Annotated in this window: 22 protein-coding genes; 16 read left to right on the forward strand and 6 right to left on the reverse strand. The window is 62.4% G+C overall.

Annotated elements, in window-relative coordinates; all coding sequences use genetic code 11:
* The first annotated feature begins 9 nt into the window (after window positions 1-9).
* Window positions 10-426: a hypothetical protein gene (locus ACH79_RS17995; protein ID WP_161852189.1), complete on the forward strand. Its 417-nt coding sequence runs from the start codon at window positions 10-12 to the stop codon at window positions 424-426.
* Window positions 427-468: 42 nt separating this feature from the next.
* Here ACH79_RS17995 and ACH79_RS18000 read toward each other — a convergent pair whose 3' ends face one another.
* The 4 genes from ACH79_RS18000 to ACH79_RS18015 form a co-directional block, all read right to left on the reverse strand.
* Complete coding sequence (locus ACH79_RS18000) at window positions 469-675, reverse strand: hypothetical protein (protein WP_161852190.1); 207 nt, start codon at window positions 673-675, stop codon at window positions 469-471.
* 118 nt (window positions 676-793) lie between these two features.
* Window positions 794-1,792 carry an SIS domain-containing protein gene (locus tag ACH79_RS18005; RefSeq protein WP_161856424.1) on the reverse strand — a complete coding sequence of 333 codons (999 nt, stop codon included), beginning with the start codon at window positions 1,790-1,792 and terminating at the stop codon, window positions 794-796.
* A gap of 11 nt (window positions 1,793-1,803) precedes the next feature.
* On the reverse strand, window positions 1,804-2,748 hold the full coding sequence (locus tag ACH79_RS18010; RefSeq protein ID WP_161852191.1) for an N-acetylmuramic acid 6-phosphate etherase: 945 nt from the start codon (window positions 2,746-2,748) through the stop codon (window positions 1,804-1,806).
* Between the two features lie 19 nt (window positions 2,749-2,767).
* Window positions 2,768-3,715, reverse strand: a complete 948-nt coding sequence (locus ACH79_RS18015) for a BadF/BadG/BcrA/BcrD ATPase family protein (protein WP_161852192.1) — start codon at window positions 3,713-3,715, stop codon at window positions 2,768-2,770.
* 117 nt (window positions 3,716-3,832) lie between these two features.
* Here ACH79_RS18015 and nagA point away from each other — a divergent pair, with 117 nt between their 5' ends.
* Window positions 3,833-5,014 carry an N-acetylglucosamine-6-phosphate deacetylase gene (gene nagA, locus ACH79_RS18020; RefSeq protein ID WP_161852193.1) on the forward strand — a complete coding sequence of 394 codons (1,182 nt, stop codon included), beginning with the start codon at window positions 3,833-3,835 and terminating at the stop codon, window positions 5,012-5,014.
* A complete protein-coding gene (locus ACH79_RS18025) occupies window positions 5,015-6,217 on the forward strand; it encodes an aspartate kinase (protein ID WP_161852194.1) in 1,203 nt (400 codons plus the stop codon).
* A gap of 263 nt (window positions 6,218-6,480) precedes the next feature.
* Here the strand turns inward: ACH79_RS18025 and ACH79_RS18030 are convergent, their stop codons facing one another.
* On the reverse strand, window positions 6,481-7,575 hold the full coding sequence (locus ACH79_RS18030) for a cyclase family protein (protein WP_161852195.1): 1,095 nt from the start codon (window positions 7,573-7,575) through the stop codon (window positions 6,481-6,483).
* Between the two features lie 118 nt (window positions 7,576-7,693).
* Between ACH79_RS18030 and ACH79_RS18035 the strand changes: the two genes are divergently transcribed.
* The 3 genes from ACH79_RS18035 (at window position 7,694) to ACH79_RS18045 (ending at window position 10,915) form a co-directional block, all read left to right on the forward strand.
* Window positions 7,694-8,746 (forward strand): GTP-binding protein, encoded by a 1,053-nt coding sequence (locus ACH79_RS18035; protein WP_161852196.1) that lies wholly within the window; start codon window positions 7,694-7,696, stop codon window positions 8,744-8,746.
* A gap of 296 nt (window positions 8,747-9,042) precedes the next feature.
* Window positions 9,043-9,810: an SDR family oxidoreductase gene (locus ACH79_RS18040; RefSeq protein ID WP_161852197.1), complete on the forward strand. Its 768-nt coding sequence runs from the start codon at window positions 9,043-9,045 to the stop codon at window positions 9,808-9,810.
* 73 nt (window positions 9,811-9,883) lie between these two features.
* On the forward strand, window positions 9,884-10,915 hold the full coding sequence (locus ACH79_RS18045; RefSeq protein ID WP_161852198.1) for an L-idonate 5-dehydrogenase: 1,032 nt from the start codon (window positions 9,884-9,886) through the stop codon (window positions 10,913-10,915).
* 20 nt (window positions 10,916-10,935) lie between these two features.
* Here the strand turns inward: ACH79_RS18045 and lipA are convergent, their stop codons facing one another.
* Window positions 10,936-11,904 carry a lipoyl synthase gene (gene lipA / locus ACH79_RS18050; RefSeq protein ID WP_161852199.1) on the reverse strand — a complete coding sequence of 323 codons (969 nt, stop codon included), beginning with the start codon at window positions 11,902-11,904 and terminating at the stop codon, window positions 10,936-10,938.
* A 540-nt stretch (window positions 11,905-12,444) separates the two neighbouring features.
* Here lipA and aceE point away from each other — a divergent pair.
* The 10 genes from aceE (at window position 12,445) to ACH79_RS18100 (ending at window position 26,221) form a co-directional block, all read left to right on the forward strand.
* The gene (aceE, locus tag ACH79_RS18055; protein WP_210255657.1) at window positions 12,445-15,132 is read left to right on the forward strand and encodes a pyruvate dehydrogenase (acetyl-transferring), homodimeric type; all 2,688 of its coding nucleotides are present in this window, start codon (window positions 12,445-12,447) and stop codon (window positions 15,130-15,132) included.
* Window positions 15,133-15,156: 24 nt separating this feature from the next.
* Window positions 15,157-16,722: a dihydrolipoyllysine-residue acetyltransferase gene (locus ACH79_RS18060; protein ID WP_161852201.1), complete on the forward strand. Its 1,566-nt coding sequence runs from the start codon at window positions 15,157-15,159 to the stop codon at window positions 16,720-16,722.
* A 16-nt stretch (window positions 16,723-16,738) separates the two neighbouring features.
* On the forward strand, window positions 16,739-18,490 hold the full coding sequence (gene lpdA / locus ACH79_RS18065) for a dihydrolipoyl dehydrogenase (RefSeq protein ID WP_161852202.1): 1,752 nt from the start codon (window positions 16,739-16,741) through the stop codon (window positions 18,488-18,490).
* Between the two features lie 38 nt (window positions 18,491-18,528).
* Window positions 18,529-19,518, forward strand: a complete 990-nt coding sequence (locus ACH79_RS18070; RefSeq protein ID WP_246738586.1) for a TAXI family TRAP transporter solute-binding subunit — start codon at window positions 18,529-18,531, stop codon at window positions 19,516-19,518.
* 25 nt (window positions 19,519-19,543) lie between these two features.
* Entirely contained in the window at window positions 19,544-20,914 is a 1,371-nt protein-coding gene (locus tag ACH79_RS18075; protein WP_161852203.1) for a dicarboxylate/amino acid:cation symporter, read from the forward strand.
* Between the two features lie 44 nt (window positions 20,915-20,958).
* Window positions 20,959-22,131 carry an acetyl-CoA C-acetyltransferase gene (locus ACH79_RS18080; protein WP_161852204.1) on the forward strand — a complete coding sequence of 391 codons (1,173 nt, stop codon included), beginning with the start codon at window positions 20,959-20,961 and terminating at the stop codon, window positions 22,129-22,131.
* A 128-nt stretch (window positions 22,132-22,259) separates the two neighbouring features.
* The gene (phbB, locus tag ACH79_RS18085) at window positions 22,260-22,985 is read left to right on the forward strand and encodes an acetoacetyl-CoA reductase (protein ID WP_161852205.1); all 726 of its coding nucleotides are present in this window, start codon (window positions 22,260-22,262) and stop codon (window positions 22,983-22,985) included.
* A gap of 8 nt (window positions 22,986-22,993) precedes the next feature.
* Complete coding sequence (locus ACH79_RS18090; protein ID WP_161852206.1) at window positions 22,994-23,437, forward strand: acyl-CoA thioesterase; 444 nt, start codon at window positions 22,994-22,996, stop codon at window positions 23,435-23,437.
* A gap of 11 nt (window positions 23,438-23,448) precedes the next feature.
* Window positions 23,449-23,874, forward strand: coding sequence for a phasin family protein (phaP, locus tag ACH79_RS18095; protein WP_161852207.1), 426 nt, complete (start codon window positions 23,449-23,451; stop codon window positions 23,872-23,874).
* Between the two features lie 70 nt (window positions 23,875-23,944).
* On the forward strand, window positions 23,945-26,221 hold the full coding sequence (locus ACH79_RS18100) for an NADP-dependent malic enzyme (protein WP_161852208.1): 2,277 nt from the start codon (window positions 23,945-23,947) through the stop codon (window positions 26,219-26,221).
* The last annotated feature ends 9 nt before the right edge of the window (window positions 26,222-26,230 follow it).

Raw genomic sequence — 26,230 nt, forward strand, 5'->3', positions numbered from 1 at the left:
AAAGATGAGATGAATTGCTTCCACACCAATGCCGTATCTGCGGCGCTCCTGCTTGGCGTCTCGATCGGACTTTGCGGTTCTGCCGGCGCTTTCGATCTCAATGGAGCCTGGGCAAGCGATCCGGACAACTGTTCCAAGGTGTTCATGCGCAAGGGCACACAAGTGACTTTCACCGACATGTCCGACGTGTATGGCGGCGGCTTCATCGTGGAGGGCGACCAGATCACCGGAAAATTCGCGCGCTGCCGCATCAAGGCAAAGAAGGATGAAGGGGCGACCATCAATCTCCTCGCGGCCTGCGCCTCCGACATCATGCTGCAAAGCGTACAGTTCAATCTCAGGGAAGTGGACGCCAACACCGTCATGCGCCTGTTTCCGGGGATGTCCGGCATGGAAATCAAATACGCGCGCTGTCCGGCGCTGTAGCGGAACTCCGGTCGGTCGATGCCTTGATTCAGGTCAAGGCCGCTACTCGCCAGTGGTGCCGGATGATCGAAGGGGAGCTTCGCTGGCACCGGTCGGCTTGATGTCGAACGAGCCTCGCCAAGGGCGGCTGATCGGATCGTCCGCCGCCTGATGCACTGCCCGAGCACGCCGCATGAACCCGATGAGATTGCCGACCTGGCTGCGGATCGCCTTGGTGGCCGGCCTGTTCCTGCTGGTCGCAGGCAACAAGACGGGTACCGCGATTTCGTTTTTGAACGCGGGCGAAAGCCGGTCGCCGCTTGACGGTCGAATTGCGTTGACCGCACGGGCGCCATGTCTGGTGCCCCCGCTTTCGTTCAGTCCGCCGTCAAAACGTCTCGGTAATCTTGCTCAGGCGAGGGGGACGATCCGGGTCGAATCCGCAGGCGCGCGCTGTCTGTTCGATCATCCGATAGGCCGGAACGAGCATGGTGATCGGGTCGGTGGCGGGGTCATCCTCGGCCAGCCAGGGCAGCGAGCCATGCGGCCCGCCGCATAGATGCAGCGCGATCTCCTGCGCGCGCAATTCTTCTGCCAGCGCGTCAACAGTAGCCGCCGTTTCATCCCTGAGGCGCATCATGACAACCGGCGTGCGCGATGACAACGCGGCGCGCGGCCCATGCTGCAGCTCCGCGGCGCTCAGACCAATGGAAGGCAGGCGCAGGATTTCCGAAAGTTTGAGCGCGATCTCCCGCGCCGAGCCGAGACCAAGACCCCGCGCCGCCACAAACACGGCTGACGCCTTGGCGAGATCATCGGCAATCTCGGACCAGTCGAGCGCCAGCGCGCTGTGCAGGCGCTCGGGCAGCCTGTCGAGGGCTGACCGCAGCGCCCGATCTTCCGCCAGCTCGGCAACAAGTTCGGCGCCAGCGGCCATCGAGCCGATCACGGTCTTGGTCGCCGCCACGGAGTGCTCTTGGCCGGCTTCGATCGGAACGACGAACTCGGCTTCGTCAGCTACCGGCGACGACGTCGCATTGACGATAGCGATGGTGCGGGCGCCCGCGGCGCGCGCCGACCTGGTCGCCGCGACGAGATCGGGGCTGCGCCCGGATTGCGAGATCACGATGAACAGCGCATGGCGCAGCATCAAGGGCGTGCGAAATGCCGTGATCACCGAAGGAGCGCTGGCTGAGACGGGAAGGCGAAGCCGCGTCTCGACGAGGTATCTTAAGAAAACCCCGGCATGCCCGGAGCTTCCGCGGCCGCACACGACGCACAGGGGGGCAGAGCCAATCCCAATTCGCTGCGCGATGTCGCGCGTGGCGGGGCGGTTGCGAACAATGTTGGCGACAACATCCGCGCTTTCCCCGATTTCGCTCGCCATTGCGGATGACGTCACGGCTCAACCGCTCCGCCTTGCTTGCGTGCCGCCGCTGCCTTGGGATGCCGGTCATGATCCTTGGTGAGCTCGGCAAACACGCGCCGAAGGTTGCCGTCACAGTTTTTCAGAATGGTCTCGGCATCAACCCTGTCGACACCCAACGCCAGAAGGCTTGCCGTCTTGATGTCTCCCTCGGCCTGCTCAAGCGAGCGTGCCGCGTGCGACGGATCGCAGCGGGCGATTTGCGCCACCATGGCCTCGGCGCGCCGCTTCAGCTTGGCATTGGTCGGCTGCATGTTGACCATCATGCCGCGATACACCCGGCCAAGGCGCAGCATGATCCCCGACGAAATCAGGTTGAGCACAACTTTCTGGGCTGTGCCTGCCTTCATCCGGGTGGAGCCGGCGATCAGCTCGCGGCCGGTCTCGATCAGGATCGGAAACTTTGCCGATTCCAGCAGCGCGGTGCCGGGATTGTTGGCGATACCGATCGTCACTGCACCGAAAGAGCCTGCCTGCTGCAGCGCCGCGACTGTGAATGGCGTTGTCCCGCTGGCAGCAACGGCGATCACCACGTCGTGCGGTGTGAGCCGCGCGGCATTGATCTGCGCGACTGCATCATCGACATCATCCTCCGCGCCCTCGATGCTGGTAACGAACGCGCTGTCGCCGCCGGCGACGATGAAACGGACGCGCTCCCTGGGCCAGGCGAAGGTCGGCATCAGCTCGGCGCCATCCTGGACCGCCACGCGGCTCGAGGTGCCGGCGCCGACATACACGATGCGACCGCGATCGCCCAGCGCCGCCTTGGCCGCTTCGGTCGCCGCAGTGATCGCGGGAAGGGCGTGACCAATCGCCGCGACTGCCGCAAGCTGGCCCTCCCACATCGCTTCCATCGCTGACGTCAGCGACCATGCATCAAGATCGGCAAAGCGGGGATCGACTTCTTCGGTGGCCATATAGTTGATCCATGTGCCATCAAACGCGGAACTTCGAAGCCTGTTCATGGTCAGATTCTCTGTCCGTCTCTGTCTCCGTTTCCCTCTTGGGCAGGTCAAGCCGTCCTCGCGCCAGCAGAAGCGCGCCGGCCGCCGCGTCGGCATCGGGACGCCTCAGGCGAGCGCGCAGGTCAGGCGTCAGCCAGGGCGTCATGGCATCGGCCAGCCCGCCCACCAGCGAGAGTCGGTCAATTCCCCTCGCCAGGAACAGATCGAGCAGATCGCCAATGGCATCGGCCGCACGTTCGACGATGCGACGGCCGACCGGATCGCCCTGATTGGCGTGTCGCATCACGATCGGCGCAAACGCAGCGTAGTCTGCGGCCCTGGCTTCTTCAGACCAAGCCACCGCCTGATAAGGATCATGATCGAATGCGCCCAGCACCTCTGAAAGCAATGGGGTCAGTTCGCCGCGGCGATCCGCGGCCCGCAGCGCCAGTCGAACGACGTGGAGGCCGATATCGGCACCGCTGCCTTCGTCCGACACAGGAAAACCGTAGCCGGCGATACGGATTTCGCGACCGTCGATCAGGCCGACGCCGACCGAACCTGTGCCGGCTACCACGATGGCCCCGTCCGCGCCGCTATGGGCGCCGAGACAGGCCGCGAGGCCGTCGCTGGTGAAGATGACGGACGCAAAGGGATGCGCGATCTTGTTGAGCGCCGCTTCCGCGCCCCGGCGACCAAGACCGGCAAGGCCAATTCCGGCGTGCATTCGCGCGAAATCCTCGTGCGTCAGTCCGGCCTGTGCGGCGGCCGCTTCGGTGGCCTCCATGATCGACCGCCAGGCCTTCTCGAAGCCAATCCGCGTCGTGGCAGGCCCCGAGCTCGCTGTTCCGAGTACCCCGCCGTTTTCGTCTTCGATCCGGGCGCGGCAGCGAGTTCCGCCGCCATCAATGCCGAGATACGTGGTACCTTTTGTTCCCATGGAAAGTTAACGCGAAGGTTTCCCTCCGGGTCCTCCCGAGCTCCTTGGTGTACATATGAAGTCTTGTGCAGGACTCGTCTCACGAGTCCGTGACTTATCCTTCTCGGATCAATGCTGATGGGCCATTTGGGTTCTTCCTCCCTCACGGTTGCCGCGCAGCGCATCTTTGATGGTGCCGACATGCGCGGGCCGGGGGCGGTCAGGATCTCACAGGGGCGGATTGAAAGCATCACTTTCGGCGAGGCGGCGGCGCGGGCCTCAATCCAGCTTCCCGCGGACGCGATCCTCGCACCCGGATTCATCGACATCCAGGTGAACGGAGGCGGAGGCGTTCTTCTCAACGACCAGCCCACGGAGGCTGGCGTTCGACGCATCGTTGAGGCGCACCGCAAGGCGGGGACCACGGGCTGCTTGCCGACCCTCATCACCGATCGCAGCGAGGTCATCGAGCGATTGGCTGCGGTCGCCGAGGCCAGTCTGAAGATTCCCGGTGTTCTCGGCTTTCATCTGGAAGGACCGGCCCTCAACCGGTCTCGCAAGGGCATTCATCCGGAGGCCGAGATACGCGTGCCCGATCAGCGCGATCTGGCCGCGATCAAGCGTTTTGGGGGATGCGGCCGCTCCATGGTGACCCTGGCCCCGGAATGCGTGCCCGCGTCCATGATCGATGAATTGATCGGCGCCGGGTTGCGTATCGCCGCCGGCCATAGCGACGCCACCGCGACCCAAATCGGGCCGGCGGTCGATCGCGGTGTCTCGGGGGTGACCCATCTGTTCAATGCCATGTCGCAGCTAAACGCCCGGCAGCCGGGCTTGGTCGGCGCCGCACTTGATGATGACCGGCTGTTTGCAGGGATCATCTGCGATGGCATCCACGTTGATCGCGCCGCTTTGTGTGTGGCCTTCCGCTGCAAGGGGCGCGACCGCTTGATGCTGGTCACCGATGCCATGCCATTGGTAGGTACGAACGACCGGCAATTCGTGCTGCAGGGAAGGCAGATCACGTTGCACGAAAATCGCCTGACCGGTCCCGATGGCACACTCGCGGGCGCGCACCTCACCATGATCGAGGCGGTGCGCAACGCTGTTGCGCTGCTCGGAATCTCCCTTGCAGATGCCCTCATCATGGCCTCGCGGACTTCAGCGGCATTCCTGGGCCTTGAGTCCGAGCTTGGACGGATCGCGCCCGGATACCGCGCCGACCTTGTCGCCTTCAATCCGAACTTTGAAGTCGTCGGCACGTGGATAGGCGGTGTCGGTTCGATGGACGACGCGAGCGAAGCTTCTCAAGGAGGCTAGATGCGAAACCATCCCATCATCGTGCAAAAATATGGCGGTGTCTGCCTTGAAACACCGGCGAAAATTCGCGCGGTTGCGCGCAGTCTCGCTGATCTGCATGGCCGTGGTCATCGTGTCGTGGCGATCGTCTCGGCCATGGGCAAGACCACCGACCAATTGATCCAGATGGCTTATCAGGTCAGCCCTGCTCCCAATCGCCGTGAACTCGACATGCTGCTAACGACCGGTGAGCGCATCAGCATGTCACTGATGAGCATGGCACTTGCCGATCTCGGCGTGCCCGCGATCAGCTTCACCGGCAGCCAGGCCGGCGTGATGACCGACGACTCCCATTCCTCCGCGCGCATTCTGGATGTACGGCCCATTCGCGTGCGCGAGGAACTTGATCGTGGGCGCGTTGTGGTGTTGGCAGGATTTCAGGGCGTGAACCCGGCGACCCGGGAGATCACCACGCTGGGCCGGGGCGGCAGCGATACCACGGCCGTTGCGATGGCCGCAGCATTGAAGGCCGAACGCTGTGAAATCATCAAGGAGGTCGACGGAATTTGTTCGGCCGATCCGCGCATCGTGCCGGACGCAAAACCCCTGCGGCAAGTGGACTTCGCATCCCTGTCGGAGATGTGCTTCTGGGGTGCAAAGGTCCTGCATTTTCGCAGCGTAGAGCTGGCGCAAAGTCAGGATGTACCTCTGGTTCTCAAGCGGTGGGGTGGCGTTGAACACAGTACGCAAGTGATGAAAGAGGTTGCAGGCATGGAAAATGGAAAAGCTCTGGCCGTCAATTCGATCGCGCGCATTGAGCATGTGGAAATCGATTCCAAAGATCTCAATCATGGTTTCGAGAAGTTCGCGCAGCATCTCAAGCAGAACAGTCTGTCCTGGCCGCAACTCCTCGACTCCGGCTTCACCGCTGGAAAAACCAGCATAACCGTGGCCTGCGATTCAGAGTGGCTTGATGCGCTGTTGCGCACGCTGGAGCAGAGCCAGGATCTGCGCAAGCAGCGCGAGGCTTCAAGCGCGGTGACTCTCACCTGCTTCGGTGCCATTTTGCCGGAATTGCCGTTCACCGCGTTGCAGGTTCTCGCACATCACGGGATTGTCTCCGACAAGTACGCGATGTCGCCAAATTCGGTCAGCCTGTTTGTCCCCGTGGAGACTCGGGAAGCCGCGGTTAAGGCGTTGCATTCGCTTGTCCAGCAAACATAGGTTCAGCGGCGAGAGCAGCCAGCCAAGTCCGGCCGATAGCCGAGTGTCCCTGGCACAAGTCTGGTCGTGGCTCCCCCCCGTCGACGCGACCATCGCACAGGCACGCACGTCGTAAGCCTCGCTTAGTTCGAGCAAATGTGAACGTCGGCTCCTTGCGGACATTGAGGCCGCCCCAGCGAACGAAACCAACGCTCCTCAACCCTAACCTTCGTGGAGACCGCGGCGTGGGCGGTCCATCCGCCCACGCCGCCAATGCGCCCTCGTTATGTGATCGCGATCGGGCAGCCGTTGCTTCCCGTTGCGCCCTTTATCGGGGCAGGAGTGAAGCTGTAGACGAACTGGTACTTCCTGTCGGCGATGAGCTCGTCGAAGATCAGGTTCTCATGGTTGAGTATCCCGTGCTTCGTCTGCAACTCGCTATGGACCGCGAAGGCGAGCGACTTGTCTGGATTGGGCACCACTTCGACCGCCCAGGTGTCAGCCGCGGTCAGCGCGAGGTCCTTTTCGATCACCCATCTGGCGGCGTCGAGACCGATGCCCGGCTCTCCGCTATTGTAGCGATCATTGTTCTTCATCCACAGCGAACCCCAGCCGGTGTGGAACATGATCGCGTCGCCCGGCTTGATGTCGCTTTCGGGAATGTTCTGCTTCTGCAGCGCCGCCTTGATATCGGCTGTGGTAATCTCCTGGCCGGCGTCCATCATCCCGCCCTTGAGCGCGACCATGTCGATCAGATGAGCGCGGGTGAAGAGCGGCTTGAGCTTCTCGGTGCCGAGCTTCTTGAGACCGTACGCGTCGCCGATCTCTGCGGCGGTGAAGCCGTTGTAGAAACGCATCTCGCTCTTGTCGCCGTCCTTGCCCATCTGGATGCCGATGTGGCCGAGACCATCGAACTGCGTGCCGGTCTGGCCGATCTCAGTGGCGAGAAACTCGTCATGATACACAAGCTTGTTGTCGCCGAACGGGCCGCCGGTCGGCCCCCCGGGAATGCGCAGCGAGAACGCGCGCGCGCCGAACAGCGGCATGCCCTGTTCGTAGACACGACCGATCTTGTAGATCTTGCCATCCTTGATCCATTTCACCGCGTCGAGGACCTTCGCCGGGGTGATGTGGTTGGATGCGCCGGCCTCGTCGTCCTTGCCCCATTTTGAGGGCCACCAGGGCCTGTCTACTCCCTTGGGCATGGAGGTGGCGGTCTGCGCCTGCGCTGCGGTGACCGGCGCGAGCGAGAACTTGCCATGCATCGCGCCTGCGAGCGCCGCTCCCGCAGCGCCGGCCAGGCCGGCTGTGCGGAGCAACGTGCGGCGATCGGTTGCCATCTCGCCTTTCTGCTCTTCGCCCCTGACTTCATCGTCCATCGTTCCCTCCCAGATTGTGCCCAGGAAGCTGGGCTTAAAGATTTATTTTCGACAATGCTCCTCCTCCGCTAGGCTGTTGTCCAGCGACAAAAATAAGACGGTTGAGATGAGGGCGCCGATGAGCCTGTTCGAGAACGACAAGTCAGCCGAGCGGCTGCCGGTATCGCTGATCACCGGCTTTCTTGGCAGCGGCAAGACCACGCTGCTCAATCGGCTGCTGCGCCACGACGCCATGGGGGACAGCGCCGTCATCATCAACGAATACGGCGAAACCGCTCTCGACCATCTCCTGGTCGAGAGCATCGACGGCGAGGTGGCTGTGCTCGCGAGCGGTTGTATTTGCTGCACAATCCGCAGCGACCTCGAAGAGACGCTGCGCGCGCTCCTGGTGAAGCGCGACCGCGGCGAGGTGCCGCCATTTCGCCGTATTCTCATCGAGACCACAGGTCTGGCAGATCCTGCCCCGATCGTTCAGCTTCTTCTGAACAATCCATTGGTCTCGCATTTCCTGCGGCTCGATACAGTCGTGACCACAGTCGATGCGGTCAACGCCGTTCATCAGCTCGATCGTCAATACGAGGCGGTGAAACAGGTAGCGCTTGCAGACCGCCTGCTGATCACCAAGTCTGATTTGGTCAGCAACACTGCCGCATTGTATCAGCGTCTCGGCCGGCTCAATCCCGGCGCCAGGATCGAACGCGTAATGCATGGCGAGATCGATCCGGCGGCGCTATTCGGCGCCGGCCTGGTCGATCCCGAGAAGAAAGCGATCGACGTTGCGCGCTGGCTCAGCGAGCAGGCATTCGCAGGATCCTGCGAGGCGGTGCACGAGCACACAGGTCACGACCATCACAGCCACGATGCATCGATCACCAGCTTCTTGCTTGCCTTCGACGAACCGCTCGACTGGATGGCCGTTTCGCGCTGGCTCGCATATCTGCGCAGTGCGCGCGGGGAGGACCTGCTGCGGGTCAAAGGGATTCTCAATCTTCTCGGGGAGCCGACGCCGATCGTGATCCACGGCGTGCACCATGTCTTCCATCCGCCGGTGGCGCTCCCCGCATGGCCCGATGCCGACCGCCGCTCTCGTATCGTGTTCATCACCCGCGGCATCGCGCGCCAAGAGGCGCTCGATCTGTGGGAGGCGGGCCGAGCGGCTGCCAGCGGTTAGTTACAGCGCGGCCGACGTAGTCAAAAGCTGATTGCAAGATCGTAGCCGTTTGATGCGACAAGCTACGGCCGCGCGGCGATCGATTTCACCAAGAAGTACCTGCCTCGCTTTCAAGAGCCAGATTCTGACGGAAGACTACCACCGGTACGCCTGTAACCTCTGACGAACTGCCGTTTTGGCTTGAGCGCGGCGTGCGTTACTTCTATGTCCATTCCGATCCGTTCCTTCGCGTCGGTCTGGCAAATGTCAGAAAAATGCTGGGACGGTAATTCCGCACGCATGGAGAAGGTCCGGCCGTGGCATTTGAACTTTTCAATCTCGCAGGCAAGCGCGCCCTCGTCACCGGATCGTCGCAAGGGATCGGGCTTGCGCTGGCGCGCGGGCTCGCCGAACACGGCGCTTCCGTCATCCTGAATGGCCGCGATCGCAGCAAGCTTGACGCCGCGGTAGCGAGCCTGACGGCCGGCGGGCACAAGGTTGCCGTGGCCGGTTTCGACGTGACCGTCGCCGAGGCCGTTCGTGAAGGCGTTGCCAGCATCGAACAAACGGTCGGACCGATCGACATCCTCGTCAACAATGCCGGCATGCAGTTTCGCTCGCCGCTGGAGGATTTTCCGGCGGAGAAATGGGAGCTACTGCTCAGGACCAATGTCTCCAGCGCTTTCTACGTCGGTCAGGCCGTGGCGCGCCATATGATCCCGCGCGGAAAGGGCAAGATCATCAACATCGCTTCGGTGCAGAGCGAACTGGCTCGCCCCGGCATTGCGCCGTATACGGCGACCAAGGGCGCGATCAAGAACCTGACGCGCGGCATGTGCACCGATTGGGCGAAGTACGGCCTCCAGGTCAATGCGATCGCGCCGGGCTACTTCAAGACTCCCCTGAATCAGGCGCTGGTCGACGATCCCGCCTTCACGGCCTGGCTGGAAAAGCGGACGCCGGCCTCACGCTGGGGCAATGTGGACGAACTGATCGGCGCCGCCGTCTTTTTGTCGGGAGATGCATCGTCCTTCGTCAATGGGCATACGCTCTATGTCGATGGCGGCATCACCACCAGTCTGTGATCAAAGATGCGCGGTTAAGGCGCGCGCTGTGCCGGCGCCGCAGTGATCGCGTCCATCGTCTGAGGAGAAAGCCATGAAAGCCGTCGTCATTCACGCTGCGCGCGATCTGCGGGTCGAGGAGCGCGAGCCAGAGAAAGTGGGGCCGGGTCAGGTCGAGGTCGCCATCGAGGCGGGCGGCATTTGCGGCTCTGATCTGCATTACTTCAACCACGGCGGTTTCGGCACGGTGCGGATTCGCGAGCCGATGATCCTGGGTCACGAGATCGCCGGCACGATCAAGGCGACCGGCGCCGGCGTATCTCAATTCGCGGTCGGCGACCGCGTGGCCATTTCGCCAAGCAGGCCCTGCAATGCCTGCCAGTACTGTCTGCAGGGTTTGCAAAATCAGTGCCTGAACATGCGCTTCTATGGCAGCGCCATGCCGATGCCGCACATTCAAGGCGCATTTCGCCAGCGTCTCGTCGCCGAGGAATGGCAATGCCACCGGGTGGGCGAGGGCGTTTCGATCAACGAAGCCGCCTTTGCCGAGCCGTTCGCCGTTACCCTGCATGCGGTCGCTCGCGCAGGCTCGCTGCTGGGTAAACGCGTTCTCGTCACCGGCTGCGGTCCAATCGGCGCGCTGACCATCATTGCCGCGCGTGCGCACGGCGCGCGGGAAATCGTGGCGACCGACGTGATGGATGCGGTGTTGAAAAAGGCAGAGCAGATCGGAGCCGACAGCGCCATCAATGTGGCGAAGGAGCCGGAGCGGCTGGGTGCCTTTGCTGCCAACAAGGGCTATTTCGACGTGCACTTCGAAGCATCAGGCAATGAGCGGGCGATCCGCTCGGGCCTCGATGTGTTGAAGCCGCGCGGCGTGCTGCTGCAGCTCGGGCTCGGCGGCGACATATCCATTCCCCAGAACACGGTGGTCGCCAAGGAGATCGAGGTCCGCGGCACCTTCAGGTTCCACGAAGAGTTCGGCTTGGCCGTCGACCTCATCAACCGGCGGGCCGTCGACATGAAGCCGCTGCTGACGGGTTGCTATGGGCTCGAGGAGGTGCAAACGGCCTTTGAATTGGCAGGTGACCGCAGCCGGTCCATGAAGGTGCAGTTGAGCTTCTGACGGTTGGCCGCACCGGCCCGCTAGCCACGCCGGCGCTCGCGTAGTTTGCGGAAGTCGTCTCCGGCGTGGTGCGAGGAACGCGTCAGCGGCGTGGCGGAGACCAGCAGAAAGCCCTTGGCGTAGGCGACCTTCTCATAGGCCTCGAATTCGTCAGGGGGCACGAAGCGCATGACAGCGTGGTGCTTGCGCGTGGGCTGGAGATACTGGCCGATGGTCAGGAAATCGACGTCGGCGGAACGAAGGTCGTCCATCAACTGCAGGACTTCGCTGCGCTCTTCGCCGAGGCCGGCCATGATCCCGGACTTGGTGAAGATCTGCGCGTCGAGTTCCTTCACGCGCTGCAGCAGCCGCACCGAATGGAAATAGCGCGCGCCAGGCCGCACCGTCAGATATTTCGATGGCACCGTCTCCAGATTGTGGTTGAACACATCGGGTTTCGCCGCAACGACGGTTTCGAGCGCGCCCTTCTTGCGGAGAAAATCCGGAGTCAGGATTTCGACGGTCGTACCCGGGCTTGTAGCGCGGATGGCGGCAATCGTCGCAGCGAAATGCGCGGCACCGCCGTCGGCAAGGTCGTCACGATCGACCGAGGTAACGACGACATGCTCCAGTCCCAGCTTGGCCACCGCTTCGGCGACCTTGTTCGGCTCATCGGCGTCGAGCGGACCGGGCAGACCGGTGCGGACGTTGCAGAACGCGCAGGCGCGCGTGCACGTATCGCCCATGATCATGAAGGTCGCGTGCTTCTTCGCCCAGCACTCGCCAATATTGGGACAACTGGCTTCCTCGCAGACGGTGACGAGTTTGTTCTCGCGCACGATGCGCTTCGTCTCGGCCCATTCGGCGGAGCCGGGTGCTTTCACGCGGATCCACGCAGGCTTGCTCTGTATGGGCGTGTCGGGGCGGTTGGCCTTTTCAGGGTGGCGTTGCCTCTCGGGCCGCATCTTCTCTCGCGGATCGTTATTGAGGAGGTCGAGCACGACAGTCATTTGGTCAGCCCTGTGAATGCACCGTCGCGGACATTCAGCTATCCAAGCGAACTTCGTCAATTCGATTCTTCGTCCTCTCATCAGCACCCCTCTCACGACCGGTCGCCGCGTTGTGCGGGCACTCTCGGTTCGTGCGCGCGGGCCGGTTTCCGATTTCGAGCCTTGCATTTGGAACCCGTCGCCACGCCTGTCCGACATTTCGGGTGATCCTTCCGGCCCGTTTTCCGGAGCTTCGGACAGATCCGGACCGATCGCATCGGAGGGCGCGACGGCTTGCATCGCAATCTCAAGCAAAATGAAAGGCATGCGCGCGATTGGCTGCGCATTGCGTGGTCTGGCACGAATGCTGCTTGGGTATGCAAAAGAAGCAAAAGCTCAAGAACAAACGATGCGAGGGGACGTTCAGATGCCAGCCAGTATTCAACTGATCACCTAGAGCGACAGGCGGTACCGCCTGTGTGGCATTGCGCTTCCGCACGCCCGCGGAACGCAATGAGCGTTGACGCTTGACTTCGGCTTGGCATGCAAAGGGAGAAGGTAATGAAGGTCGCGGACGCGCAAGATCTGGATCCGCAGGAAACCCGGGAGTGGCTGGATGCCTTGTCGGCAGTCCGGGGCCATCGCGGCAATGACCGGGCCGAGTTCGTCGTCAACGCGGTGCTGGACGCCGCACGGCGTGGCGGCCTTCAGGTAGAGCAGTCGCTGACGACGCCCTACTGCAACACGATCCCGCCGGATCGGCAGCCGGCACTGCCGGGCGATCGCGCGATCGAGCACAAGCTTCGCTCGATCATCCGGTGGAACGCCCTTGCGATCGTTCTGCGCGCCAACAAGGAGAGCTCGGAGCTTGGCGGCCATATCGCGAGCTTTCAGTCGGCTGCGACGCTCTACGATATCGGCTACGGCCACTTCTGGCACGCGCCGACAGACAGCCATGGCGGCGATCTGATCTTCGTGCAGGGGCACTGCTCGCCTGGCATCTACGCGCGCGCCTTTCTCGAAGGGCGGCTGAGCGAGGAACAGCTTCTCAGCTTCAGGCAGGAGACCGGCGGCGAGGGCTTGTCGAGCTATCCGCACCCTTGGCTCATGCCGGATTTCTGGCAGTTCCCGACGGTGTCGATGGGACTGGGGCCCTTGATGGCGATCTATCAGGCCCGGTTCCTGAAGTATCTCCAGAACCACAAGCTGGCCGAGACATCGAATCGCAAGGTCTGGGCCTTCATGGGCGACGGCGAAACCGACGAGCCGGAATCGCTCGGCGCGATTTCGCTCGCCGGCCGCGAAAATCTCGACAATCTGATCTTCGTCATCAACTGCAACCTCCAGCGGCTCGACGGGCCCGTCCGTGGCAACGGCAAGATCGTCCAGGAGCTCGAGAGTGTTTTCCGCGGCGCCGGCTGGAACGTCATCAAGGTGCTGTGGGGCTCGGGCTGGGATCGTCTGCTCGAAAAGGACACGAGCGGATTGCTGCTGAAGCGCATGGAGGAGTGCGTCGACGGCGAGTATCAGGATTTCAAGAGCAAGAGCGGCGCCTATATCCGCGAGCACTTCTTCGGCAAGTACGATGAACTGAAACAGCTTGTCGCCGACATGAGCGACGATGAGATCTGGAAGCTCGCGCGCGGCGGCCATGATCCGGAAAAGGTCTTCGCGGCCTACGCAGCAGCGGTAAACCACAAGGGCCAGCCGACGGTGATCCTGCCGAAAACCGTCAAGGGCTACGGCATGGGCGAATCCGGCGAAGGCCAGATGATCGCGCATCAGGCTAAGAAGATGACGCAGGACGCGCTGCGCGGCTTCCGCGACCGCTTCCAGGTGCCGGTTGCCGACAATGACCTGGCGAAGGTCCCTTTCCTCCGCCTGCCGGAAGACAGCCCGGAGATGAAGTATTTCCGCGCACAGCGCGAAAAGCTCGGCGGCAGCCTGCCGCAGCGCCGGCGCAAGTCTGCCTCCCTGCAAATTCCGCCGCTGTCGACGTTCCAGCGGCTGCTCGACGCTACCGGCGACCGCGAGATCTCGACCACGATGGCCTTCGTGCAGATGCTCGGCACCCTCGTGCGCGACAAGGCGATCGGCAAGCACATCGTGCCGATCGTGCCGGACGAATCCCGTACCTTCGGCATGGAGGGCATGTTCCGCCAGCTCGGCATCTATTCGTCGGTCGGCCAGCTCTACCGGCCGCAGGATGCCGATCAGCTGATGTACTACCGCGAGGACAAGAGCGGGCAGGTTCTGCAGGAGGGCATCAACGAAGGCGGCGCCATGTCGAGCTGGATCGTCGCCGCGACGTCCTACAGCACGAACAACGTGCCGATGATTCCGTTCTATATCTACTATTCGATGTTCGGTCTGCAGCGCGTCGGCGACCTCGCCTGGCTCGCCGGCGACATGCGTGCACGCGGGTTCCTGCTCGGCGGTACCGCCGGGCGCACCACGCTCAACGGCGAAGGGCTGCAGCATGAGGACGGCCACAGCCACGTCCTCGCCAGCACTATCCCGAACTGCATCTCCTACGATCCGACCTTTGCCTATGAGGTCGTGACGATCGTCCGCGAAGGCATGCGCCGCATGTACGAAGCGCAGGAGGATGTCTACTACTACATCACGCTGATGAACGAGAACTATCCGCATCCCTCGCTCGCCGACGCCGGCAAGAGGGCGGAGGAGGGAATTCTCAAGGGACTCTATCTCCTGAAGAGCGGCGGCGAGACGCCGAAGAAGGGGCTTCGCGTCCAGCTCGTCGGCTCGGGAACGATCCTGCGCGAGGTGATCGCGGCCGCCGGTCTGCTGAAGGCGGACTTCGGCGTCACCGCTGACGTCTGGAGCGCGACCAGCTTCAACGAACTGCGCCGTGACGGTATGGCGTCAGAGCGCTGGAACCTGCTGCACCCGACCGAGCCGCGCCGCAAGAGCTGGGTGGAAACGCAGCTTGATGGACATCCCGGGCCGGTCGTGGCCTCCACCGACTACATGCGCAACTACCCCGATCAGATTCGGGAATATGTGCAAGCGGCCGGGCGTCGATACGTCGTGCTCGGCACGGACGGTTTTGGCCGCAGCGACTATCGCGTAAAGCTGCGAAAATTCTTCGAGGTCGACCGGCATTACGTCGCCGTCGCTGCGCTCAAGGCGCTCGCCGACGACGGAGCGATCAAGCCGGCAGTCGTGGCCGACGCCATCGCCAAATACAAAATCGACGCCGGGCGTGCTGCGCCCTGGACCGTGTGAGCCAGCGGAGCCGAGGACAGAGCGATGAGTGGTCTGATCGACATCAAGGTTCCCGACATCGGTGACTTCAAGGACGTCCCGGTAATCGAGGTCTTCGTCAAGCCGGGCGACAGGGTGAAGGCCGAGGATCCGCTGGTTGCGCTGGAGTCGGACAAGGCGACCATGGAGGTGCCGTCGCCGCGCGAGGGCGTGGTGAAGTCGGTGATCGCCAAGGTTGGCGACAAGGTAAGCGAAGGCGCTGTGATCGTGCAGTTCGAGGGCGCCGGCGCGGAGCAGGCCGAGGCTCGCCCTGTCGTCAGCGCTCCGCCGTCGCCGGTCAGCGCACCGGCTGGAGTCGCCGAGGTGCGCGTCCCCGATATCGGCGACTTCAAGGACGTTCCGGTCATCGAAATCTTCGTCAAACCCGGCGATAGCGTGAAAGCGGAGGATCCGCTGATCGCGCTCGAGTCGGACAAAGCGACGATGGAAGTGCCGGCGCCTCTCTCGGGCACCGTGCGCGAGATCAAGGTCAAGACCGGCGACAAGGTCAGCGAAGGCTCGATCATCCTGTCGCTCGCAACTGGGGCAGCACCTTTGCAGGCCGACATCCCTCCCGTGTCACCGCCTGCGTCCTCGTCGGCCACCGCCGCTGGAACGGCGGTGGTCGGCGCCTTTGACGAAAAAAGCTTCGCGCTCGCCTATGCCGGTCCGGCGGTGCGCAAGCTGGCGCGCGAACTGGGCGTCGATCTCGGCAAGGTGAAGGGCTCGGGCAATCACGGCCGTACTCTGCGTGAAGACGTCGAGGCCTTCGGTAAGGGCGGCGCGGCGCCGGCCAAGCCGCAAGCAGCGACCGCAAGCGGAGGCGGCGTTGGCGGCATTGACCTTCTGCCCTGGCCCAAGGTCGATTTCGCAAAATTCGGGCCGGTCGAGCGCAAGGAGCTCGGCCGCATCAAGAAGATTTCCGCGGCCAATCTGCACCGCAACTGGGTCGTCATCCCGCACGTCACGACCCACGACGAGGCTGATATCACCGATCTCGAACAATTCCGTGTTCAGATGAACAAGGAGCTGGAGAAGAGCGGCGTAAAGCTCTCGCTCCTGCCGTTCATGGTCAAAGCCGCTGTAGCGACGCTGCAGAAGTTCCCGGAATTCAATGCGAGCCTCGATGGCGACGCGCTCGTCTACAAGAACTACTGGCACATCGGCTTTGCCGCTGATACGCCGAATGGCCTGATGGTGCCGGTCATCCGCGATGCCGACAAGAAATCGGTGCCGGAAATCGCCAAGGAGATGAACGCCCTCGCCAAGCTCGCGCGCGAAGGCAAGATCAAGCCCGACCAGATGCAGGGCGGGACTTTCTCGATCTCCTCGCTCGGCGGCATCGGCGGCATCTATTTCACGCCGATCATCAACGCGCCCGAGGTCGCGATCATGGGCGTCTGCAAGGGCTACTGGAAGCAGCACTCCTCCGACGGCAAGACATCGGACTGGCGGCTGACGCTACCGCTGTCACTGTCCTGGGATCACCGCGTCATCGACGGCGCCGCGGCGGCGCGCTTCAACGTGTACTTCGCCAGCGTGCTCGCCGATTTGCGGCGCGTGCTGTTCTGAGATCGGGGGAAGCAGCATGGCTCAGCAGATCGAAGTGAAGGTCCCCGATATCGGCGACTTCAAGGACGTTGCGGTGATCGAGGTCATGGTGAAGCCCGGCGAGACCGTCGCGGTCGACACCAGCCTCATCATGGTCGAGTCCGACAAGGCGTCGATGGAGATTCCGTCCTCGCATGCCGGCGTCGTCAAGGAGGTCAGGGTCAAGGTTGACGACAAAGTCAGCGAAGGCTCGACAATCCTCGTGCTGGAGGCGGAGAGCGCGGCGGCCGCGCCCAAACCCGCGCCAGCAGCGCAGCCGGCGGCGACCGCCAGCCCGCCGCCGGCTGCACCTTCCGCCGCGTCCTATTCCGGCAAGGCGGATATCGAATGCGACATGCTGGTGCTGGGTGCCGGTCCCGGCGGTTACTCGGCTGCCTTCCGCGCCGCCGATCTCGGCATGAAGACCGTGCTGGTAGAGCGTTACGATACGCTCGGAGGCGTGTGTCTCAATGTCGGCTGTATCCCGAGCAAGGCGCTGCTGCATACGGCGTCCGTGATCGACGAGGTCAGGCATCTCCCCGACCATGGCATTTCTTTTGGAGCACCGCAGATTGAGCTTGGCAAGCTGCGCGCGTTCAAGGACGGCGTGATCAAGAAACTGACGGGCGGCCTCGCCGGCATGGCGAAGGCACGCAAGGTCGAGGTTGCGACCGGCGTCGGCGCCTTCCTCGACCCGCATCATCTCGAGATTGTCTCGGCCGGAGGCAAGAAGACGGTCAAGTTCGCCCACGCCATCATCGCTGCCGGCAGCCAGGCCGTGAAACTGCCGTTTCTGCCTGAGGATCCGCGCATCGTCGATTCGACCGGCGCGCTGGAGCTGAAATCGATCCCTAAGCGCATGCTGGTGATCGGCGGCGGCATCATCGGACTCGAAATGGCGACGGTCTATTCGACGCTCGGCGCGCGCATCGACGTTGTCGAAATGCTCGACGGCCTGATGCAGGGGGCCGACCGTGACCTGGTCAAGGTCTGGGAGAAGATGAACGCGGGCCGTTTCGAGAAGGTCATGCTGAAGACCAGGACGGTGGGCGCGAAGGCGACCGAGGCCGGAATCGAGGTGAGCTTCGAGGGCGAGCAGGCGCCCGCCGGATCGCAGGTCTACGACCTCGTTCTCGTGTCGATCGGCCGCAGCCCGAACGGCAAGAAGATCGGCGCTGAAAAGGCCGGAATCGCGGTGACCGAGCGCGGCTTCATCGATGTCGACAAGCAGATGCGCACCAACGTGGCGCACATCTTCGCGATCGGAGACATCGTCGGGCAACCCATGCTGGCGCACAAGGCTGTGCATGAAGCCCACGTGGCCGCCGAAGTCGCCCACGGCGAAAAGTCGTATTTCGACGCGCGACAGATTCCCTCCGTCGCCTACACCGACCCTGAAGTTGCCTGGGCCGGCAGGACCGAGGAGCAGTGCAAGGCCGAGGGCATCAAGATCGGCAAGGCGGTCTTTCCATGGGCGGCCTCCGGCCGCGCCATCGCCAACGGTCGCGACGAGGGTTTTACCAAGCTGCTGTTCGACACCACGACACACCGCGTCATCGGCGGCGGCATCGTCGGGACGCATGCCGGCGACCTGATCAGCGAAATCTGCCTTGCGATCGAGATGGGCTGCGAGCCGGCCGATATCGGCAAGACCATTCACCCGCATCCGACGCTTGGAGAGTCCATCGGCATGGCGGCCGAAGTGTTCGAGGGTCATTGCACGGACCTGCCGCCGCAGACGAAAAAGTGACTGTGAAGTAAAACGGCGTACAGTCAGGGCGCGGTTGAATGAAGGAGACAGTCATGGCTTCAAGAACGTGGCGAGTTCTTATCCTTCTCGCATTTGTTCTGCTTTCGCCCAAATTGGCGTCGGCGCGGGAGGCGCATTGGCCCCAAGTGCTTACGCTCGGCACCGCGTCGGAAGGCGGCACTTATTACGTCTATGGCGAAGGGCTGGCTCGATTGCTCTCGCAAGAACTCGGCATCGCGGTGGTGGCGCGACCAACTGGCGGCCCGGTCGATAATATCAAGCTGCTTGAGACCGGTGAAATTCAGCTGGCCTTCGTCACACAAGGCGTGGCGCTGCAAGCCTGGAACGCCAACGCTGCCTGGACCGATGGGCGGCAGTACCGGAACATGCGCGCCATGTTCGCGATGTACGATACGCCGTTTCAGTTTCAGGTGCTCAGTGACTCGCCGATTCAATCGTTTGCCGAGTTCGCCGGCAAACGTATCGGTGTCGGCCCCGAGGGCGGCACCACTGCTGCCTACTTTCCCGAGTTCCTCAAAGCCCTGAAACTCGAGGCCACCCTGGTTCACGGCGATTGGGCGGAGCTCGCGGAGAAGTCGGTGGCGCGAAGCATCGACGCGCTCGCGGTAGGCGCCGGCGTGCCGGCTCCGATGCTTATCGACATCGAGCGAAAGGCGAAGGTGCGCTACCTGCCTCTCACGCGGCAGGAGATCGCAACGCTGCGCCTGACGATGCCGGAACTCTCGGCATCCGTTGTCGCGGCAGGTACGTACCCTACCTTGCGGCGCCGTTACGACACGGTCGGCCTGTTCAATTTTGCCGTCGCGCACAAGGATTTGCCGGACGATCTGGTCACAGCCATCGTCAACACAGTGTTCGCCAATAACGATCGGATGATCGAATTTCATCCGGCGGCGGCGGAAACGATCCCCTCGAACATCACGCGCAACAATTTCATCCCGCTGCATGGCGGCGCGGTCAGTTGGTATCGCAGCAGGCTTACGCCCGGAGTTGTGAATGCGGACTGAGAAAAAACTTAGGGAGGAATGAGATATGGCAACGGCAGCAGCAACGACAGGCGGTCACCATTCCGTAAAATGGTATCAGCACCTCTATGTGCAGGTTTTGGCTGCAATCACGGCCGGCATATTACTGGGCCATTTTTATCCTCAGCTTGGCGAGCAGATGAAGCCGCTTGGCGATGCGTTTATCAAATGTATCAAGATGATTATCGCCCCGATCATCTTCTTCACGGTTGTGCATGGTATCGCCAGCATGCGCGACATGAAGAAGGTCGGACGCGTTGGTTTGAAGGCATTGATCTATTTCGAAGTGCTGACGACGGCTGCGCTGATCATCGGGCTTATCGTTATCAATTTGTGGAAGCCTGGCGTCGGCATGAACGTCGATCTGTCGACCGTTGACACAAAATCGATCGCGGCCTTCACCGCAAAAGCGAAGGAGCAGGGCACGGTCCAGTTTCTGATGGACATTATCCCGTCGACAGTCGTCGGCGCTTTTGCCCAAGGCGAAATCCTCCAGGTGTTGTTCTTTGCAATCCTGTTTGCATTTGGGTTGCAAGCTCTCGGTCAACACGGTGAGGGCGTGTTGCGGCTGATTGATGTGGTGAGCCACGTGTTCTTCAAGATCGTGGGCTACATCATGAAAGTTGCGCCGATCGGAGCGTTCGGCGCAATGGCGTTCACGATCGGCAAGTATGGGGTGGCGACGCTGGTTTCGTTGGCCAACTTCATGTTGGCGTTCTACGTAACATGCTTGTTGTTCATCTTCGTCGTGCTCGGCGCCGTTGCTGCCCTTTGCGGCTTTTCGATCTTCAAGTTCATCCGCTACATCAAGGAAGAACTCCTGATCGTGCTTGGCACTTCGTCGTCGGAATCGGTGCTGCCGCGTATGATCGCCAAGACTGAAAATCTTGGCTGCGAAAAGTCGGTTGTCGGCCTGGTCATTCCTACCGGCTATTCGTTCAACCTCGATGGCACTTGTATTTACCTGACAATGGCGGCGATCTTCCTGGCGCAGGCGACCAATACGCCCCTAACGATCTGGCAAGAGCTCGGCATCATTGGCGTTCTGCTCCTTACATCCAAGGGCGCCGCTGGTGTCACGGGATCCGGCTTCATCGTCCTGGCCGCAACACTTGCATCCGTCGGGACGATTCCGGTCGCGAGCATCGCCTTGATCCTTGGCATTGACCGCTTCATGTCGGAGGCGCGCGCGCTCACCAACCTTATCGGAAATGGCGTTGCGACAGTCGTTGTCGCCAAATGGGAAGGGGCGCTCGATGAAAGAATGCTCCATCAACGTCTGAACCAGGAGAGCGATGTCGAAGCTGATGATCCGGAGTCCGTAAAGATTGCGGATGACGAGATAGAGGCCGGCGCGCCTCGGCCAGTCGTCGCTTGACCTTGAAAACGGAAGCGCAGGGAACACCGAACGAGGAGCTGATCATGACTGAAGTAGTAATTGTGTCTGCCGCGCGGACGCCGGTTGGCTCCTTCAATGGGGCATTCGGATCGCTGACCGCGCATGAACTTGGGGCTGTGGCGATCAAGGGGGCGCTCGAGCGCGCCAAAGTCTCGCCGGAAGAAGTCGATGAAGTGATCCTTGGCCAGGTCCTTGCCGGCGGCGAGGGACAAAATCCGGCGCGGCAGGCTGCCATGGCGGCCGGCATTCCGCAGGAGAAGACGGCGTGGGGGATGAACCAGCTCTGCGGTTCTGGCCTGCGGTCGGTGGCCCTCGGCCTGCAGCAGATCGCCAACGGCGATGCGAAAGTCATCGTCGCCGGCGGCATGGAATCCATGTCGATGGCGCCGCACCTGTCGCACATGCGGAACGGCACCAAGATGGGTGATACCAAGTTCATCGACTCCATGCTGAAGGACGGCCTGCTGGATGCATTCCACGGCTATCACATGGGAGTCACAGCGGAGAACATCGCCGCCAAATGGCAGATCACCCGGGAGGAGCAGGATGCGTTTGCCACCAGCTCGCAGAACAAGGCCGAGGACGCGCAGAAGGCCGGCAGGTTCAAGGACGAGATCGTTCCCGTTACCGTCAAGACCAGAAAGGGCGACGTCATCGTCGACCAGGATGAGTATATCCGCCCCGGCACGACACTGGACGCGCTGGCAAAGCTGAAGCCCGCCTTTAACAAGGAAGGCTCGGTGACCGCCGGCAACGCCTCGGGTCTCAACGACGGCGCGGCCGCGATGGTGTTGATGAGCGCTGACGAGGCCAGCAAGCGTGGTCTCACGCCGCTTGCCAGGATCGTGTCCTGGGCGACCGCGGGCGTCGATCCCGCGGTGATGGGATCGGGGCCTATTCCGGCATCGCGTAAGGCGCTCGAAAAGGCCGGCTGGAAGGTCAAAGACCTCGATCTCGTCGAGGCCAACGAAGCCTTCGCGGCGCAGGCGATCGCCGTCAACAAGGACATGGGCTGGGATCCCTCGATCGTGAACGTGAACGGCGGCGCCATCGCCATCGGTCATCCGATCGGTGCGTCCGGCGCGCGCGTTCTGACGACGCTTCTGTTCGAGATGCAGAAGCGCGGCGCGAAGAAAGGCCTTGCCACGCTGTGCATTGGCGGCGGCATGGGCGTCGCCCTGACAGTCGAGCGCTAGACCAGCGGACCGGCTCCGGGCGTCGTGACCGGCGCCAGATGCGGACGGCGCCAAGCCGTCCGCGAACGACAACGGCTCCCCAAGAGCCGGCCAATACAAGATCAACCGATCAAGATCAGGAGGAGACGATGTCCAGAGTTGCGGTTGTGACCGGCGGAACGCGAGGCATAGGTGAGGCGATCTCGATTGCGCTCAAGGCGGCCGGCTACAAAGTCGCTGCAAGCTATGCCGGCAATGACGAAGCGGCCACGAAGTTCAAGAGCGAGACCGGCATCAACGCCTACAAATGGGACGTGTCGAACTACGAGGCCTGCGTCGCAGGTCTGAAGCAGGTAGAGGCGGACCTCGGCCCCGTGGAGGTGCTGGTCAACAATGCCGGCATCACCAAGGACGGCATGTTCCACAAGATGACGCCGGACCAATGGTACGCGGTCATCAACACCAACCTGAACTCGCTGTTCAACATGACGAGGCCGGTGTGGGAAGGAATGCGTGAGCGCAAGTTCGGCCGCGTGATCTGTATCTCCTCGATCAACGGCCAGAAGGGCCAGATGGGCCAGGTCAACTACTCCGCCGCCAAGGCGGGCGACATGGGCTTCGTGAAGGCGCTGGCCCAGGAGGGAGCTCGCTCCGGCATTACCGTCAACACGATCTGCCCCGGTTATATCGCGACCGAAATGGTCAAGGCGATCAACCCGGAAGTCGTGGCCAAGAACATCCTTCCCCAGATCCCGGTCGGTCGTCTGGGCGAACCGCACGAGATCGCGCGCACCGTCGTGTTCCTGGCATCTGATGATGCCGGTTTCATCACGGGCTCGACGATATCCGCAAACGGCGGCCAGAGCATGGTCTGAGCCCCGCCATGTCGATGCAGCCACGAGGGGATCTGACGACACGAACGCTCGCCATGCCTGCGGATGCGAATCCGAGCGGTGACATTTTTGGCGGCTGGGTGCTTTCGCAGATGGATATCGCGGGTGGCAACCATGCAGGCCAGCGTGCGCAGGGGCGTGTCGCAACGGTTGCGATCGAGGCGATGCATTTCATCAAGCCGGTGCACATCGGCGATGTTCTCTGCGTCTATGCCGCGGCCGAGCGTGTCGGGCGTACGTCGGTGGCGATTCGCCTGGAGGCCTGGGCACTGCGCAGCCGGTTAGGGGACCGTGTCAAGGTGACGGAGGGTATCTTTACATTCGTCGCGCTCGACGGCGAGGGACGTCCTGCGCCGATCACGCCTGATCGACAAGAGGAAGCATCTCAACCGACAACGCCGCTTCAAACCCGGGACTGCACCAACAACCGATGAAGGAGAGGGAAATGTCCGACAACAAATCGAAGACAAACGACGCCGACTGGGGCTTTGCGGGGCTCGATTTCGCCAAGCTGGTCGAGTCTTGCCAGATCAGCGGTGTCGACATGATGGCGTTGATCGACACGGAGAAGAAGAACATCGACGCGCTCATAGAGGTCAATCGTTCGGCATATGACAGCTGGCGAAACCTGATGACCCGGCAGGCCGAGGTTTTTCAGGAAACCATGAAAGCGATCGTTGCCGAGGCAAGCGACGAATCTGTCGCGGGACGCCGCACTGAATTGGCCAGGCAGGGATTCGAGAAGGCTCTGGCCAACATGCGCCAGCTTGCCGAGACGGCGGCCGAGTCCCAGAAGCAAACGATGGAAATATTGCACCGGCGTTTCGAGGACGGCATGGCGCCCATGCGCAATGCCGGGCGGAGACCGTGAGGTCCTTCAAAGCAGGAGAGAGGTCGCTCGCACGGCCTCTCGAACAACGGAATCAAGCTGAGGAAACACGATGAACCAGGATCTGAGGGAAGCCGCACTCGAATATCATCGCCTGCCGAGGCCGGGAAAGATTTCCGTGGTGCCGACCACGGCCATGGCGACACAGCGCGATCTGTCGCTGGCGTATTCGCCGGGCGTGGCGGAGCCTTGCCTGGTCATCGCCAAGGACCCGTTGCAGGCCGATGAGCTGACCGCGCGCAGCAATCTCGTGGCTGTCGTTACCAACGGCACGGCCGTCCTTGGCCTTGGTAATATCGGTCCGCTGGCGGGCAAGCCGGTCATGGAAGGCAAGGCGTGCCTGTTCAAGAAGTTCGCCGGGATCGACGTGTTTGATATCGAACTTGCGGAGGAGGATCCTGACGCACTGATCGAGACCATCGCCAGGATGGAGCCGACCTTCGGCGGCATCAACCTCGAGGATATCAAGGCGCCGGAATGCTTCTACATCGAACAGAAGCTCCGCACTCGCATGAAGATTCCGGTCTTTCACGATGACCAGCATGGCACTGCGATCATCGCCGCCGCGGCAATCCTCAACGGCCTGAAGCTGGTCAAGAAGGACATTGCCGACGTCAAGCTGGTGTGCTCCGGCGCCGGCGCAGCGGCGCTTGCATGTCTCGATCTCATAGTCAGTCTTGGATTGCGGCATGATCGTATCATCGTGACCGACGCAAAAGGTGTGGTGTATGCGGGCCGCACCGAGGGCATGGATGACAACAAGGCGCGCTATGCCGTAAAGACGGACGCGCGAAAGCTGGACGAGATCATCCAGGACGCGGATATCTTCCTCGGCTTGTCGGCCGGCAACGTGCTGACATCAGGTATGGTCAAGAAGATGGCGCGAGATCCCCTGATCTTCGCCATGGCCAACCCGATCCCGGAAATCATGCCGGAGGACGCGCTGGCGGTTCGTCCCGATGCGATCATTGGAACGGGGCGGTCGGACTACCCCAACCAGATCAACAATGTTCTATGCTTCCCGTTCATCTTCAGGGGCGCGCTGGACTGCGGGGCGACCACGATCAATGAGGAGATGAAGCTTGCGACCGTCCGCGCGCTGGCGGACCTGGCCATGACGGAAGTGCCCGAGGTGGTGGCCGCCGCGTACAAGGGGGAGAAGCTTCGCTTCGGCCGCGACTATCTCATTCCAAAGCCGCTCGACCCGCGGCTCATCGAGGTCGTCGCGCCGGCGGTGGCCAGGGCTGCGGCCGACAGCGGTGTCGCCAAGCGTCCGATCGCGGACATGGAAGCCTATCGCCAGCAGCTGAGCCGGTTCGTTTATCAGTCCGGCAACGCGATGCAGCCGGTCTTCTCGGTGGCGAAGGGCAGCGGCAAATCCCTGCTTCTGGCGGAGGGTGAGGACGAGCGCGTGCTGCGCGCTGCGCAGGTGGTCGTTGACGAGAGGATCGCAAGGCCCTTGTTGGTCGGCCGGCCGTCGACGATCGAGGATCGGATCAAGTCGTTCGATCTCCGGCTGAGGCCGGGCATGGACTGCGACATCATCGATCCACATGATGCGGAGATCTATTCCAAATGCGCGGAAGTGTACCACTCGCGCAGAAAGCGCGACGGCGTATCGGCCGGCCTCGCTCTCTCGGAGACCCGAAGCAATGCGACCGTGCTCGCCTCGCTCCTTCTCGCAAGAGGCGTCGGTGACGCGATGCTGTGCGGGGTCATCGGCAGGACATCTGATCATCTGGCCGCCATTCGCAACGTGATCGGCACCCGCGACGATGTGCGGACGCTCGCCGTGATGCAGATGCTGATTCTGCCGCAGCATCAGCTGTTCATTTGCGACACCCATTGCCATCTTAATCCGACCGCCGATCAGGTCGCCGACATCGCCTTGCTGGCGGCGGCGGAGGTCAGGCGCTTCGGCATCACGCCGCGGGTGGCCTTGTTGTCGCATTCGAGCTTCGGCAGCTCCGCCGTTCCGGAAGCCAACAAGATGCGGGAAGCACGGGCGCTCATTCGCCAGCGGGCTCCCGATCTGGCGGTCGAGGGCGAAATGCGCGGGGACGCCGCACTGTCGCCATCCGTGCTTCACCACGAGTTTCCCGATTCAGGTTTCGAGGGACCGGCGAACGTGCTGGTGATGCCGAATCTCGACGCCGCCAACATCTCCTACAATCTGCTCAGGATGGCGGCGGGCCAGGGACTGACGGTCGGCGGCATCCTGCTGGGGGCGGCAAAGCCGGCCCACATTCTCACGCCATCGTCCACGGTCCGGCGAATCGTGAACATGGCCGCCGTCGCGGTGGCAGACGCAGTCTCCGATAGAGCCTGATCCGGAGGA

Origin of the sequence: Bradyrhizobium sp. CCBAU 051011 (assembly GCF_009930815.1) — a bacterium.
Taxonomy (GTDB): domain Bacteria; phylum Pseudomonadota; class Alphaproteobacteria; order Rhizobiales; family Xanthobacteraceae; genus Bradyrhizobium.